The 14,405-nt window shown below is 68.7% G+C and carries 15 protein-coding genes; 9 read left to right on the top strand and 6 right to left on the bottom strand.

Going from position 1 to position 14,405, the window contains the following annotated elements; genetic code table 11:
- Positions 1 to 27: 27 nt before the first annotated feature.
- The gene (locus tag AB0J95_RS08980) at positions 28 to 1,038 is read left to right on the top strand and encodes a serine hydrolase (RefSeq protein ID WP_364754470.1); all 1,011 of its coding nucleotides are present in this window, start codon (positions 28 to 30) and stop codon (positions 1,036 to 1,038) included.
- A gap of 154 nt (positions 1,039 to 1,192) precedes the next feature.
- Entirely contained in the window at positions 1,193 to 1,717 is a 525-nt protein-coding gene (locus AB0J95_RS08975) for a general stress protein (protein ID WP_364754468.1), read from the top strand.
- Between the two features lie 44 nt (positions 1,718 to 1,761).
- Here AB0J95_RS08975 and AB0J95_RS08970 read toward each other — a convergent pair whose 3' ends face one another.
- A complete protein-coding gene (locus AB0J95_RS08970) occupies positions 1,762 to 2,160 on the bottom strand; it encodes a VOC family protein (RefSeq protein ID WP_364754464.1) in 399 nt (132 codons plus the stop codon).
- A 54-nt stretch (positions 2,161 to 2,214) separates the two neighbouring features.
- Here AB0J95_RS08970 and AB0J95_RS08965 point away from each other — a divergent pair, with 54 nt between their 5' ends.
- Positions 2,215 to 2,790, top strand: coding sequence for a WHG domain-containing protein (locus AB0J95_RS08965; RefSeq protein WP_364754462.1), 576 nt, complete (start codon positions 2,215 to 2,217; stop codon positions 2,788 to 2,790).
- Between the two features lie 13 nt (positions 2,791 to 2,803).
- On the opposite strand, the gene AB0J95_RS08960 is transcribed toward AB0J95_RS08965, so the two are convergent.
- On the bottom strand, positions 2,804 to 4,036 hold the full coding sequence (locus AB0J95_RS08960) for an MFS transporter (RefSeq protein ID WP_364754459.1): 1,233 nt from the start codon (positions 4,034 to 4,036) through the stop codon (positions 2,804 to 2,806).
- A 75-nt stretch (positions 4,037 to 4,111) separates the two neighbouring features.
- Complete coding sequence (locus AB0J95_RS08955; protein WP_364754456.1) at positions 4,112 to 4,705, bottom strand: TetR/AcrR family transcriptional regulator; 594 nt, start codon at positions 4,703 to 4,705, stop codon at positions 4,112 to 4,114.
- Between the two features lie 147 nt (positions 4,706 to 4,852).
- Between AB0J95_RS08955 and AB0J95_RS08950 the strand changes: the two genes are divergently transcribed.
- From AB0J95_RS08950 to AB0J95_RS08930, 5 genes are all read left to right on the top strand, one after another.
- Entirely contained in the window at positions 4,853 to 6,079 is a 1,227-nt protein-coding gene (locus tag AB0J95_RS08950) for a cytochrome P450 (protein ID WP_364754454.1), read from the top strand.
- 3 nt (positions 6,080 to 6,082) lie between these two features.
- The gene (locus tag AB0J95_RS08945; protein WP_364754452.1) at positions 6,083 to 7,228 is read left to right on the top strand and encodes an FAD-dependent oxidoreductase; all 1,146 of its coding nucleotides are present in this window, start codon (positions 6,083 to 6,085) and stop codon (positions 7,226 to 7,228) included.
- 68 nt (positions 7,229 to 7,296) lie between these two features.
- A complete protein-coding gene (locus AB0J95_RS08940) occupies positions 7,297 to 8,259 on the top strand; it encodes an MBL fold metallo-hydrolase (protein ID WP_364754450.1) in 963 nt (320 codons plus the stop codon).
- Positions 8,256 to 9,779, top strand: a complete 1,524-nt coding sequence (locus tag AB0J95_RS08935; protein WP_364754447.1) for an FAD-dependent monooxygenase — start codon at positions 8,256 to 8,258, stop codon at positions 9,777 to 9,779. The genes AB0J95_RS08940 and AB0J95_RS08935 overlap by 4 nt, the downstream gene beginning before the upstream one ends.
- Positions 9,780 to 10,048: 269 nt before the next feature.
- Positions 10,049 to 12,130: a thiamine pyrophosphate-dependent enzyme gene (locus AB0J95_RS08930; RefSeq protein ID WP_364754444.1), complete on the top strand. Its 2,082-nt coding sequence runs from the start codon at positions 10,049 to 10,051 to the stop codon at positions 12,128 to 12,130.
- 179 nt (positions 12,131 to 12,309) lie between these two features.
- Here AB0J95_RS08930 and AB0J95_RS08925 read toward each other — a convergent pair whose 3' ends face one another.
- Together AB0J95_RS08925 and AB0J95_RS08920 are read right to left on the bottom strand one after the other, a co-directional pair.
- Positions 12,310 to 12,978, bottom strand: coding sequence for a tetratricopeptide repeat protein (locus AB0J95_RS08925; RefSeq protein ID WP_364754442.1), 669 nt, complete (start codon positions 12,976 to 12,978; stop codon positions 12,310 to 12,312).
- Between the two features lie 32 nt (positions 12,979 to 13,010).
- Entirely contained in the window at positions 13,011 to 13,550 is a 540-nt protein-coding gene (locus AB0J95_RS08920) for a GNAT family N-acetyltransferase (protein WP_364754440.1), read from the bottom strand.
- 84 nt (positions 13,551 to 13,634) lie between these two features.
- Between AB0J95_RS08920 and AB0J95_RS08915 the strand changes: the two genes are divergently transcribed.
- Positions 13,635 to 14,099, top strand: a complete 465-nt coding sequence (locus tag AB0J95_RS08915; protein WP_364754437.1) for a hypothetical protein — start codon at positions 13,635 to 13,637, stop codon at positions 14,097 to 14,099.
- Here AB0J95_RS08915 and AB0J95_RS08910 read toward each other — a convergent pair.
- The gene (locus AB0J95_RS08910) at positions 14,096 to 14,401 is read right to left on the bottom strand and encodes a hypothetical protein (protein ID WP_364754436.1); all 306 of its coding nucleotides are present in this window, start codon (positions 14,399 to 14,401) and stop codon (positions 14,096 to 14,098) included. The two genes, AB0J95_RS08915 and AB0J95_RS08910, sit on opposite strands and share 4 nt — an antisense overlap.
- Between the last annotated feature and the right edge of the window lie 4 nt (positions 14,402 to 14,405).

The raw sequence follows: 14,405 nt of genomic DNA, 5'->3' as shown, positions 1-14,405 counted from the left end.
GCCGAACGTGTGATTGGATGTGCGGGCATGGGGTACATCAACCGCAGAGCGGCGTTCGGCTTGGGGACCGCGATCGCCGCCACCACTGTTCTCACCGGCACCGCTAATGCTGCCGAGGACGTCGAAGAAGTCAGCCCATCCACCCCGGACCGCGCCCGCCGCCAGGTCAAGCGGGTCTACGACCGGGAGACCGCGAACGCGGGCGGGACGTGGAACGCCTACATCACCGTGGCCGACCCGGACGGCACGCCGGTCGCGGCCGTGGACGCCGGGTCCACCGACGTGGTCGAGGCGTACAGCGTCAACAAGATCGCGGTCGCCATGGCCGTGCTGGACAAGATCGACCGCGGCCTGCTCACCCTGGACCAGCAGGTCCAGGTGCCGGCCGACATCGTCATCCCCAACGGCGACGGCATCATCAAGCTGGACCGGGCCTACCCGAGCGCGTTCACCGCCGGGCACGTCATGTCCCTGCTGCTCACGGTGTCCGACGACACCTGTGTGCGGCTGTCCGGGCTGCTCTGCCCGGCCAAGGAGATCAACGACATCATCGTGGCCAAGGGCTTCCCGAACACCCAGGTGGTGCCGGTGGCCAACCCGAACCGGTTCTTCCTCGGCAAGACCACGCCGCGCGAGACCCACGACATCCTGCAGGGGCTGATCCACGGGACGCTGCTGAGCGCGACCTCGACCGACTTCCTGTTCAACATCCTGCGCTCGCAGGTGGCGTTCACCGACGGCATCCGCCGGATGATGTCGTCCGACGAGCGCGGCCGGGTCGCCACCAAGGCGGGCTGGCTCAACGACGGTCGCAACGAGGCCGGGATCATGTTCGACACCGCGGGCAAGCCGGTGCTGACCTACTCGCTGTTCGCCCGGGGCCAGGCGCACCCGGAGGACTTCGGCGCCACGCACCCCGCCGTGCAGGCCCGGTCCGACATGGGCCGCAAGTGGCTGCGGGCGGTCGACAAGATCGCGGGCGCGGCTTCCGCCCGCACCCTGGCCGCTCAGGTTTATCAGCCGTCGAACGGCGGCTGACCAGGGCGGGGGCGGACCCCACCCGGTCCGCCCCCAAGCCTGGCCTGAGAATCGCCTGATAGGTGGCTGTGAGTATCGGGCACCGGGCACAAACCGCCGCTTCCCCCACGTTGAACCGGGTGTAGACACAAAGCACCCCAACGGGGAGAGAGCGATGACCAGTCCAATCAACACGGCATTCCGTCCCATGAACAACGCAGTCCCGTCCCTTCCGACGATGCCGAACGGATGGCCGGTCGGCTCTTACGACACGTACGCCGACGCACAGCGCGCGGTGGACTACCTGGCGGACAGCAAGTTCCCGGTCCAGAACGTCACCATCGTCGGCGTCGAGCCGCTGCTGGTCGAGCGGGTCGCCGGCCGCCTTTCGTGGGGCCGCGTGCTCGGCGCGGGTGCCATGAGCGGCGCGTGGTTCGGCCTGTTCATCGGCCTGATGCTGAGCCTGTTCACCGTCGGCGCCGGGTTCGGCCCGATCCTGATCGGCCTGGTGACCGGTGTCGTGTTCGGCATGGGTTTCTCGGCCATCAACTACGGCGCCACCCGCGGCCAGCGCGACTTCGTGTCGCACAGCCAGATCGTCGCCCGCCGCTACGACGTGCTGGCCGTGCCCGCACAGGCGGAAGCGGCCCGCAACCTGCTGGCGAAGCTGTCCATCGGCATGCCCGCCGCACAGGCCTGATCCCCCACCGACGAGGCGCCCCGGACCAACCGGGGCGCCCTTTTTCATACCTTCTTCAGCTCCAGCAGATTGCCCTCGGGGTCTTTGACGTAGGCGAACCTCGTGCCCTGGCGGGCGCCGTCCGCGGGCTGCGACACCTCGGTCGCGCCGGCCTCGATGAGCTGGGCAAAGGACTTCTCGACGTTGTCCACCGCCAGGCACCAGTGGAAGTAGCCCTGGGTGCCCGCGCCGTCGAAGGGGTCGGTGAACTCCTGCGGCGCGGATCCGCCGCGCTCGATCAACTCGATCTTGAGCCCGGCGGGGTTTCTGAGCACCACCGAGCGCACTTGCGCTTCAGGCATCGCGAAACTCTCCTCCACCTCGTTCAGGCCCAGCGCTCGCTCGTAGAAGGCCTGTTGCAGGTCGAGGTCGGCTACGGAGAGGCCGACGTGGTCGAAGTTCATGATCGCTCCCATGGTTAATAGTTTTAACCAGGTTAGCACTACTAACCTTGGAGCATGGCGACCCGACCGACCGGTAAGCACCACGGCGACCTCCGCAACGCCCTGGAACAGGCGGCCCTCGAACTGGTGGCGCAGCAGGGCACGTTCACCCTCGCGGAGGCATCCCGAAGGGCGGGGGTGAGCGTCGCGGCGCCCTACAAGCACTACGCGGACAAGGACGCTCTGCTCGCCTCGATCGCCCAGAAGGGGTACGAGCAGCAGTACGAACGCTTTTCCAAGGCCATCGAGTCGGCGGCGGATCCCGTCGAGCAGCTCGCCGCTTTCGCCGCCGCCTACGTCCAGTTCGCCGCGGACAACCGGGCGCTGTTCGAGATCACGTTCAACGCGGGCCTGAAGAAAACCCGCTACTACGACCTCGCCGTGGCGGGCAACCGCGTCCTGACGCTGTTGCGGGGCCCCGCGGCACAGCTACGCGACGACCCGCACAGCGCCATCGACCTCATCCACACCGTCGGCGCCGTCGCCCACGGGTTCGCCGCGTTCCTCCTCGAAGGCGTGCTCGGCGACCCCGCCGACGCCCTGGAGTCCACCATGGAACGCGCCCGCGAGGCGACGCGGAGGCTGATCTAGGCGCCCGGCTGGGTCAAGCCGTCTGGATCCTGGCGTGCCGGAACGGGGAGCAGATCAGGATCACGGCCGCGCCCACCAGACCGGCGATACCGGTCCACAACGCGGTGCGGAACCCGGCGGTGTCGGCGAGGATCCCGCCCAGCGGCGCGCCGACCACGATCATGCCGCGGTTGAGTGAGCGGATCGTGGTGTTCATCCGGCCTTGCAAGTGGTCCGGGGTCACCGACTGCCGGTAGCCCATCTCGTTCGGGCTCGCGGCGCCCATCGTCGCCCAGGTGATGAACTGCGCCGCGGCGAGCAGGACCACCGCCACGGGACCGGATCTGGCGAGCGGCACCAGCACCCACGCCACCGGCATCACGACATGCGCCATGATGCTCACCCGCCCCGCGCCGAACCGTCGCCCCGCTCGTTGCGCGAACGCCCCGCCGAGCACCGCGCCGGCACTCGCACTGGCCAGGGTCACGCCCAGCCAGAACTCGCCGAGCCGGAGTTCATACAGGCCGTAGGCGGTGTAGACCGTGCCGAGCATGCTGTTGGCCAGAAACCACAGATGGCTGGACAGCGCCGCCGGAGCCAGCATCCGATGCCGGTAGACGTACATCAGGCCCTCACGCAGTTCCGTCCACATCGGACGCCGATCGCGATGGCGAGGCGCTGGCTCCCGCACCGGGATCGACGCCAGCAGCAGGCCGGAGACCAGGTAGGAGACCGCGTCGAACAGGATCGCCACCGGCGCACCGACCACCTTGATCAGCGCGCCGGCCAGCACCGGCCCGGCGGTCTGGGCGGCGGCATCGGACTGCTCCAGCCGGGCGTTGGCGGCGGTGAGCAACTCCCCGGGCACCAGCCGGGGCAGAAACGACTGGTCAGCCGCGTCGAACAGCAGTGACAGCACCCCGAACGCGAACACGACCACAGCAAGCGCCCAGATGGTCAACGCATCCGCGAACGCCAGCACCGGCAGCACACACAACAGCGCGGCGCGGCCGAGATCGGTCACCACCAGGACCGGCTTGCGCCGATACCGATCAAGCAGCACCCCGGCAACCAGACCCATCACCAGATACGGCGCCCAGCGCGCCGCATTCACCAGACCAAGCTGCGCGGTACTGGCGTGCAACGTCTCCAACGCGAGGATCTGCAAGGCGAACGCAGTGACCGGCGTACCAACCGAAGACACCGTCGACGCGGCCCAGAACCGCGCATACCCCGGCAGCCTCCACAACGGCGAAGCCCGGCTCACCGGCCCCTACGACGGCAACCCCATCGTCCCCCCACCACGCCACTGTCCCGTACGCGCAGAACTCGTGTCCACCAGCTACGGCGTGGCGATCGGGACTTCGCCGGAGCGCAACAGGTCGAGGGCTTTGTTGACGAGGCGGCGCATGTTGGCGCGGCCGCCGGACTCGACCCAGTGCCGGACGCACACGTCGATGACGACCATGGTGGTGGCAGCGGCAAGGCTGGGGCACATGTCGCCGGGTTTGCCGCGGTGGCGACGGGTCACCTCGGCGGCACACGCCTCGCGCCAGGCCGACCACAACCCGCTGAACTGTGCCTGGACGGAGGGGGTCCGCGCCGCGAGTTCGTAGACGGCGAGGACTCGTTCGGCGTTCTCCGTCGTTGAGGTGATCACGCTCTCGACCAGCGCGTACAACGCCGAGGCCAGCGGGGTGTCATCCGGTTGGGCGCGGAGGCTGTCCAGCGAGGCGGTGAGGTGGATGTCGACGAAGTTGACGATCAGGGCCTCTTTGGTCGGGAAGTACCGGTAGAGGGTGCGCGGGCCGACCTCCGCGGCGGCGGCGATCTGCTCGATGGTGGTGTGCTCGAAGCCCTGTGTGGTGAACAACTCGAAGGCCTTCTCGGCGATGAGCGCCCTGGTGCGCTCCATCTTCAGCTCGCGAAGACCCAAGACCACCCCTCCTGCCAGGCAATTCAAGCGAGCAGGGTAACAGCGGCACGGATGTCCGGCGCGTTGGTCGCCCTTGCGACACTTCCTGCCTGATGGCAGTCTTTGCATTATGGCACTAACTGCCATTTTGGAAGGGGTCTCCACCACATGACAGACATGTCCAGCGCCATGTCCACAACGCCGGCGTTCCCCATGGAGCGCGCGGCCGAGTGCCCGTTCGACCCACCGGCCGAACTGGCCCGGCTGCGGGACTCCGACCGGATCGTCCAGGCCGCGTGCCCGGCCGGGATCGACGCGTGGGTGGTCACGCGCTACGAAGACGTCCGGACCATGCTCAAGGACCCGCGGTTCAGCTCGCACAAGGCGCCCTCCTCGCACGCCACCCCGGGCGTCGACCTGACCAAGGAGGTCTCCCCCGGCAGCCTGCTGCAGCTGGACGGCGAGGCGCACGCCAAGCTGCGCCGCGCGGTCATCGCGGAGTTCACCGTCCGCCGGATCGAGCAGATGCGGCCCTACATCCAGCGGATCATCGACGAGCACATCGACGCGATGCTGGCCGGGCCGAAGCCGGTCGACCTGTGGACCGAGTTCGCGCTGCCCATCCCGTCGCTGGTGATCTGCGAGCTGCTCGGGGTGCCCTACGAGGACCGGCACGAGTTCCACGAGTGGAGCGCCGTGCTGATGGCCATCGACAACGACCCCGGGACGCGGTTCGCCACCTACGGCAGGCTGCAGCAGTACATGGCGGAGCTGTTCGAGGGCAAGGCCGCCGAGCCGGGCGAGGACCTGATCAGCCGGCTGATCGTGCGCGGCCGGGAGTCGGGCGAGCCGTTGCCCATCCCGATCCTGGTCGACATCGCCACCACGCTGCTGATCGCCGGGCACGAGACCACCGCGAACCAGATCGCGCTGAGCACCATCGCCCTGCTGCAGCACCCCGAGCAGGTGGACCGGCTGCGGGCGGAGCCGTCGCTGGCGCCCAGCGCCGTCGAGGAGATGCTCCGGTACATCTCGCTGGTCCAGTGGGGCCTGCTGCGGCACGCGACCGAGGACATCGACCTGGGCAACGAGAAGATCCGCGCCGGCGACTGGGTGGTCGCCTCCCTGGCCGCGGGCAACCGGGACGACCGGTTCTTCGACGACCCCGAGACGATCGACCTGGGCCGCACCACCAACCGGCACCTGGCGTTCGGGTTCGGCATCCACCAGTGCCTCGGCCAGCAGCTGGCCCGGGTCGAGCTGCAGGAGGCGTTCGTCCGGCTGTTCACCCGGATACCCACGCTGCGACTGGCAGTCGGACTGGAAGAACTGGAGTTCAAGCACAACACCCTGGTCTACGGTGTCCGAAAGCTGCCGGTGACCTGGGAGACCTGACAAGTGGACAAAGTAGTCATCGTGGGCGCGTCCGCCGCAGGCCTGACCGCGGCGGAGACCCTGCGGCGCGAGGGCTTCACCGCCGAGATCACTCTCGTGGGTGACGAGCTGCACCTGCCGTATGACCGTCCACCGCTGTCCAAGCAGGTGCTGTCCGGCACCTGGGAACCGGCGAAGGTGTCGCTGCGCAAGGACGCCGACTACGCCGACGCCGGGATCGGCCTGCGGCTGGGTGCCACGGCGGTGAGGCTCGACACCGACGCGCGGGTGGTCGAACTCGCCGATGGCTACCGGGTCGGCTACGACGGCCTGATCATCGCGACCGGTGTGCGGCCCCGGATGTTGCCCGACGGGCATCAGCTCAAGGGCGTGCACGTGCTGCGAACCCTGGACCAGTCAACGGCTTTCCGCGCGGAGCTGCTGGCGGCCGCAAGGCTCGTGGTGATCGGCGCGGGCTTCCTCGGCTGCGAGGCGGCCGCGTCCGCCCGGCAGCTCGGGCTGACCGTGACCGTCGTGGATCCGTTGGCACAGCCCATGATCCGGCAGTTCGGTGCGGAGATCGGCGGGCACATCGCGCAGCTGCACCGCCGCAAGGGCGTCGACGTCCGTACAGGCGTCGGCGTGGCGAAGATGCTCGGCACGGACCAAGTCACCGGCGTCGAACTCGACGACGGCACCGTACTGGACGCGGACGTCGTGCTGGTCGCGATCGGGGCGGTGCCCGCCACCGACTGGCTCGCCGACAGCGGTGTCACGGTTGACAACGGTGTCGTCTGTGACGCGGAATGCCAAGCAGCGCCCGGAGTGTACGCGGCCGGCGACGTGGCCAGCTGGCCACACCAGAAGTTCGGCGAGCGGATGCGCGTCGAACACCGGATGAACGCCACCGAACAGGGCATGGCCGCCGCCCGCAACCTGCTGGGCGCGGCCACCCCGTTCACCCCGATCCCGTACTTCTGGACCGACCAGTACGAGACCAAGGTCGCCGCCTTCGGCCACCTCACCCCGGACGCGGAAGTGACGGTGGCCCAAGGCGACCCGGCCGACGACAAGTTCATCGCCCACTACCACCGCGACGGCGCCCTCACCGGCGTCCTGGGCTGGAACATGCCCCGCGAACTCCGCAAACAACGCCAGCTCCTGGCCTGACCTCCTCGTGAGTGGTTCTGCTTGTTGGTACGAGCAAAACCACTCACGAGGGCTCTATGGTGGGTGGCATGGCAACGAAGCCCTTCGCGTCCTCAGCGGACCTGACCGAGAAGCAGCAGACCCTCGAAGTGCTGGCCGATGGTGTGTACGCGCTGACGGCCGAGGGGGATCCGAACATCGGGGCGGTGGAGGGCGAGGACTTCCTCGTCTGCTTCGAGGCTCTGGCGACGCCGGTGGCAGCCAGGGAATGGCTCGCCCGGTTGCGCGAACACACCCAGAAACCCGTGCGGTACCTGGTTTTGTCGCACTACCACGCCGTGCGGGTGCTGGGGGCCAGCGCGTTCGACGCCGAGGTGATCATCGCGCACGAGAACACCCGGATGCTGATCGCCGAACGGGGGCAGCAGGACTGGGAGTCGGAGTTCGGCCGGATGCCCCGGCTGTTCAAGCAACCCGAGTCGATCCCCGGGCTGACCTGGCCGACGCTGACGTTCAACGACCGGCTCACCATCCCGCTCGGCGGCGACCGCGGCGAGCTGAGCCTGCGCTACCTGGGGCGCGGGCACACCGAGGGCGACATCGTGGCGTGGCTGCCGAATCAGAAGATCCTGTTCGCGGGCGATCTAGTGGAGTCGCAGGCCGCGCTCTACACCGGGGACGCGTTCCACCGCGACTGGCTGGCGTCCACTTTGGACAACATCGCCGCGCTCGGCGCCGAGACCCTGATCGGCGGAAGGGGCGCGGTGGCAAGGGGTTCCGACGCCGTCGCGGCCGCGATCGCCCAGACCAAGCACTTCCTGACGGTCATGGTCCGCGAGGTCAGCGCCGCCCAGCAGAGCGGCGGTTCGCTCAAGGACGCGTTCGAGGCGTGCCACGCGGCCCTGGCCGACGAGTACGGCCGCTGGCCGATCTTCGAACACTGCCTGCCGTTCGACGTGTCCCGGCTGTGGGACGAACTGTCCGGTGTGGAGCGTCCGGTGATCTGGACCGCCGAGCGCGACCGCGAGGTGTGGGAGCAGCTGCAGCGATGAGCCGGGTGATCGTGGTCGGCAACGGGCCGGTCGGGCAGACCTGTGCGCTGTTGCTGGCCCGGTGGGGCGTCCCGGTGCTGCTGCTGGACCGCCGCCCGCACCGCGAACCGGTGGGGTCCAAGGCGATCTGCCAGCAACGCGACGTGCTCGACATCTGGGACTCGGTCGGCGCCGGCCGCCAGATCGCCGAGGAGGGCGTCACCTGGCGGACCAACCGGACGTTCCACCGGGACGCGGAACTGTTCGCCGTCACGCTGCCGGAAACGCCCGGCGCCGCATTCCCGCCGTTCGTCAACATCTCCCAGTCGCGCACCGAGCAGATCCTGGACGAACGGATCGCCGCGCAGCCGCTGATCGATGTGCGGTGGGGACACGAGGTCACCGGAATCAGCGAATCCGGCACGGTCAGCTGCGCGCAGGGGACATTCGAGGCGGACTACGTGGTGCTCTGCTCGGGCGGGCACAGCGAGGCGCTGCGCCGGTCGCTGGGTATTTCCTTCGGCGGCCAGGTCTTCGACGACCGGTTCCTGATCTGCGACATTCGGACCGACCTACCTGGCTGGGCCAGCGAGCGTCGGTTCTATTTCGACCCGTCGTGGAACCCGGGGCGTCAGGTGCTGATCCACCCGTGCCCAGGGTCGACGTTCCGGATCGACTGGCAGGTGCCCGGGGACTACGACCTGGCCGCCGAGGAGGCCGGTGGCCACCTGGACAGACGCATCCGGGCCATCATCGGTGACAAGGACTACACGATCGAGTGGAAGTCGGTGTACCGGTTCTCCTCGCAGGTGGCCAGCCGGATGCGAGCCGGCCGGGTGCTGCTGGCGGGCGACGCGGCGCACCTGTATGCGCCGTTCGGGGCGCGCGGGCTGAACTCGGGCGTGGCCGACGCGGAGAACGCGGCCTGGAAGATCGCCTTCGTGCTCAACGGCTGGGCCGGCGAGGCTTTGCCGGAGTCCTACAACGACGAGCGGCACGCCGCCGCTCTCGAGAACCTGGATGTCACCAGCGCGACCATGCGCTTTCTCGTCCCCCAGGACGCCACGCAGGCGGAGTACCGCCGTGCCGTGCTCGATGAGGCGCGTATCCCCGAAGTGGACTCCGGCAGGCTCGCCGAGCCGTTCTGGTACGCGCGGTCGCCCTTGACCACCCCAGACCCCAGCCGCCCGTTGTCAGCCCGGCCACCACGTGGTGAACTCCCGGTCCCAGCACCTGGGACGCTCGTTCCGGACGTCGTGACCCCGCTCGGCCGCCTGCGCGCCCTCGCTCGGGACGGTTTTCTCCTGCTGACCAGCGAAAACTCGCCGGTGTTCGAGCCGTGCCCCCCGCCGGTCCGGGTCGTGCCCATGACACGGGACCTGGCGGCCGCGTTGGCCGCGAGGCCTGGCGAGGCTTGGCTCATCCGGCCGGACGCCCACGTCGCCGCGGTGCTGCCCACGCCTGCGCGGGGCGACCTCGATGTCGCCGTCCGGCGGGCGTGCGGCTACTCGCGGCCGCGGACGATCGTCGGCTCGAAGTAGTCGTCGTCCAGCTGTTCGGGCAGCTCCCACTCGACCCGGTCCTGTGGCTCGTCCTCAATGGCCGGCCTGTGCATCGTCGTCATGATCATCCCTCCTTCCGGACCTGACATATTCATGGAAACGGAATGAGAAAGTACTCACAACCCCTATTCCACGTTGTGACACAGCCTTCACGCCACCTGAAGAGTATCCTCACCCCTTTTGACAGAACCGCTACTTGACAAACCAGGGGATTGCGTCCCCGGCCGGGGCCGGGGCAGGCTCACCTGGTGAGCGAACCGATCGACGAGCACTTCCGGGCCGCGGTCGCGGCGCTGCGGCCCGGCCGCCCCAACGACTCACTACCGGCCGTCGTGCTGGACATCTTCGACGCCCAGCTGGGCAGCAGGCACCTCGACCTGGCCGCGCGCCGGCTGGGTGCGCAGGGTCAGGGTTTCTACTCGATCGGGTCATCCGGGCACGAGGGCAGCGCGGGTGTCGCGGCCGTGTTGCGGGTGACGGATCCCGCGTTGCTGCACTATCGATCGGGTGCCTTCTACGTCCAACGGGCGAACATGGTGCCGGGTTCGTCGCCGTTACTCGACGTGATGTCAGGGGTTGCGGCGGCCCGCGACGAGCCCATCGCCGGCGGGCGGCACAAGGTACTGGGTCACCAGGGGTTGTCGGTCATCCCGCTGACCTCGACAATCGCCTCCCACCTGCCCAGGGCGGTCGGCCTGGCATTCGGGATCGAACGCGCGGCCCGGCTCGGAATCGATTCCCCGTGGCCTTCGGAATCGATCGTGATATGCGGATTCGGCGATGCCTCGGCCAACCATTCCACCGCCGTTGGCGCGTTCAACGCGGCCCGGCACTGCGCTCACCAACATCTGCCGTTGCCGTTGTTGTTCGTTTGCGAGGACAACGGGATAGGGATCAGCGTCCGCACTCCCCCGGACTGGATCTCCACGGTCTACTCGAGGTCCGGGATGCGGTACTTCCACGCCGACGGCAGCGATATCGTGTCGGTTCTGTCCGTCGCCGCTGAGGCGGCGGACTGGGTGCGGTCGTCCCGGCAACCGGCCTTCCTGCACCTGCGGACCGTCCGGCTGATGGGCCACGCCGGCTCGGATGTCGAGAGCGCGTACCGGACACCGGGCGAGATCACCGCCGACTACGCCCGTGACCCGGTCCTACGGACGGCCGAGTTGCTTGTCTCCCATGGGGTTCTGACGCCGTCCCAGGTTCTGGACCGGTATTCCGCCAAGCAGGACGAGGTCGCGGCAGCCGCCGCGGAGGCAGTGTCCCGGCCGAAGCTCGCCAGTGCCACGGAAGTGATGGCACCGCTGCGTCCGTCCCCTGTGGACGCTCCGGCCGTCTCGGTATCCGGGACGCTGGCCCAAGGAGTGAACCAGGCACTGGCCGCTTTGATGGAGTCCGATCCCAGCGTGCTGGTGTTCGGCGAGGATGTGGCCCGCAAGGGCGGCGTCTACGGCGTGACCCGGGGACTGCACAAGCGGTTCGGGCCGGCGCGGGTGTTCGACACCGTCCTGGACGAACAGTCCATCCTGGGCATGGCGCTGGGCACCGGCATGCACGGGTTCCTGCCGGTGCCGGAGATCCAGTACCTGGCCTACTTCCACAACGCCGCCGACCAGATCCGCGGCGAGGCCTCGACCATGCGGTTCTTCTCCAACACCCAGTTCAGCAACCCGATGATCGTGCGGATCGCCGGCTACGCCTACCAGAAGGGCTTCGGCGGCCACTTCCACAACGACAACTCCGTCGCCGCGCTGCGGGACATCCCCGGCGTGGTCATCGCTTCGCCGTCCCGCGCCGACGACGCCGCCGCGATGCTGCACACGTGCGCCGCGGCCGCCCGCACCGACGGCCGCGTTTCCCTGTTCCTGGAACCGATCGCGCTGTACCACACCAAGGATCTCCACCCCGGCGACTCCGCTTGGCTGGCCGACGGAACTCCCGTGACCGCGCCGATCGGGCGGGCCCGGGTGTACGGATCGGGGACGGCGTTGACGATCGTGTCGTTCGCCAACGGTGTGCCCATGAGCCTGCGGGTGGCGTCCCGGCTGCCTTCGGTGCGGGTGCTGGATCTGCGGTGGCTCAACCCGTTGCCAGTAGCGGACTTGGTTGAGCACGCCTCGGCGACCGGGCAGGTGCTGGTCGTCGACGAGACCCGGCGGACCGGTGGCGTGTCCGAGTCGGTGTTCACCGCGCTGATCGACGCGGGCTTCAAAGGCTCGCTCACCCGCGTGACCAGCGAGGACTGCTTCATCCCGCTCGGCGCCGCCGCCAACCACGTGCTACTGGACGAGGACACCATCGAAAAGGCCGCCCTCAAGGCAATCGAGTAGCCCACTGGCCGCCGGGTGTCCGCAAACTCGATCACCGGCAGCTCCGGGAACCCGATCGCAGGCCCCACATACAGATTCGCCTTGTGCTCCCACGTCGTCGCCCACCCCAGCACCAGACCGGTCTCATCCGCGAGCTGGGTGAGCATCGAGCTGTCCACGTCGAGCAGCAGAAAGGCCTTTCATTCCAACGCCTCGCGCAGGGTCTGTTCGGCCCGCGCGGTCCGTCGCGGGTGCAGACCGGCGTCCCGGGACTCCTGCACGGCCTGCCGCAGCAGCTTGATCGCCTCGGCCCTGTCCCCGGCGGCGAGGTACGCCTGGCCGAGAGCCATTGTGCCGCTGGGAGTCCAGCGTTCGTCGCGGTACTCGTGCCGCAGATCCAGGGAGGCCCGCAGGTGGCGCACGGCCTCGTCGGGCTGCTTGGCCTCGTACAGGTAGTAGAAACCCATGTGGCGGTGGGCTTCGGACTTGGTCAGCAGGTCCTGTGCCAGGTCCAGCGCCTCCTGGAACAACGGCACCGCCGTCCCCCAGTCCCGGCGCAAAACCTGATGCACCAACCCAAGCCCGAACGCCGACTGCGCCACCCCACCGGTATCGCCCAGTTGCCGCCGGATCGTCAGCGCCCGCTGGAAAAGCGCCTCCTCCGCGTCGATGTCGCCCGCCTCGCCGCCGTCGATGAGCCGGTCGAGCGCCTCGAAGTGCAGCAGCCACCCCAGCTCGTGCGACGCCGTGGCCTCGGCGGCTTCTCCGTCGGCCTCGGCGAGGTTCTTCTCCAGCAGGACCCGCGCCTCGGAGTAGTCACTCGTACGGAACGCGGCCTCGATCAATGCTTCCCAGCCCCCAGTGCTCATGACCCAACCTTAGTCCGCGTGACACACCGTTTTCATCGGTTGAGCACGTACCGCACCACCGCACGAGTGGCTCCGCCGATCTCGCGGTGGCCGGTGCCGTGGAGACGGAAGCCCGCGGACTCGGCGACCCGGATCGAGGCGTGGTTCGACGGTTCGGTCTCCAGCTCGATCCGGTACAGCACCGGAATGGTCCACGCGTACGCGACCAATGCCCGCAGAGCCTGCGTCGCCACGCCTTTGCGGCGGTGCAGCGGGGACACGGAGTAGCCGGTGGTCGCGATCCCGATGCCGAGATCCAACCGCAGCACGATCTCACCGAGTGCCCGATCGGTCGTCTTGTCGGCGATGGCGAAGCCGAACCCCACCCCGTCGGCGGCCCACTGGCGGTACGCGTTGATGTACGCGAGGGCCTGTTCGGTGGTGGGGTGCGGCGGTAGGGCGCCCATCTGTGCGATGTACTCGTCCTCACCCATCTCCTGCACCAGGTGCGCGTCGTCGTCGCGGTACTGGCGCAGGATCACCGAACCGTGGCTTGGCGGGGTCGCGGGCCACGGCGGCAGGCTGATCTTCACGGTCGGATTGTCCCGCACCGGCAATCGCGTTGTCGGCTTCCCGCGGTCGTGTGACCATCAAGCGGCGCGAAGGGGAGGCCGCTTGTGAGGTACGTGAAAGTGACGCCCGGCGACTCCGCCGTCGACGTGGACGAGTACCTGGAACGGCTGCCCTCGCTCGCCGGGGACTTGCCGGACGGCGCGCGGGTGTTCGCGACCGACCCCGGCCACTACGACTACGTCGGCAAGCGGTGCGTCAAGGACCTCAAGCTGCGCGGGGTGCTGTTCAACGACAGCGAGCAGCCGTCCATCGACCTCGACTTCCAGCACAACTGCTGGAAGCACGAGGACGACCTGACCATCCACTACACCGGCGTGACCGCGTTCGCCGTCGACATGGCGTCCGGCGAGTCGTGGCGGCAGTGGCACGGCGGCGTGGTGGTGGACGAGGTCGTGCCCGCAGCTGGGGGTTGCACGCACGAGCTCGTGTTCCTCAACGGCTCGATGACCATCACGGCCCGGGACCTGACCGCGGTCTGGTTCGAAGCCGAGTGCCCGGGCAAGGACTAGGGCGTCTCGGGTTTCGCGACGGTCACCCGGAAATGGAAGTCCTTGGCACCGCGCACCTGGACGGTCCACAGGTCCTCGCCGGTCCGGAAGATCCGGCGGCCGGTCGGCTTCGACGGGTTCTCGGGTTGGTAACCCTTGGCGAGAGTGGCGGCCTCCGCCAGCGCGTCGGGGCGGCTGCCGAACGACTTGATCTGGGTGAGTTCCCATCGGGCGTAGTCACCGCGGCCGACGGTCTCCTCGATCAGGACACACCACCGGTCGAACGGGCCCCGCCGCGTCTCCTCGTACTGCTCTTCAGACATGCCG

Source organism: Actinocrispum sp. NPDC049592 (assembly GCF_040675465.1).
Taxonomy (GTDB): domain Bacteria; phylum Actinomycetota; class Actinomycetes; order Mycobacteriales; family Pseudonocardiaceae; genus Kibdelosporangium.
Note: the sequence above shows the minus strand (reverse complement) of the source record. Positions and strands in the feature narration are given on the sequence as shown.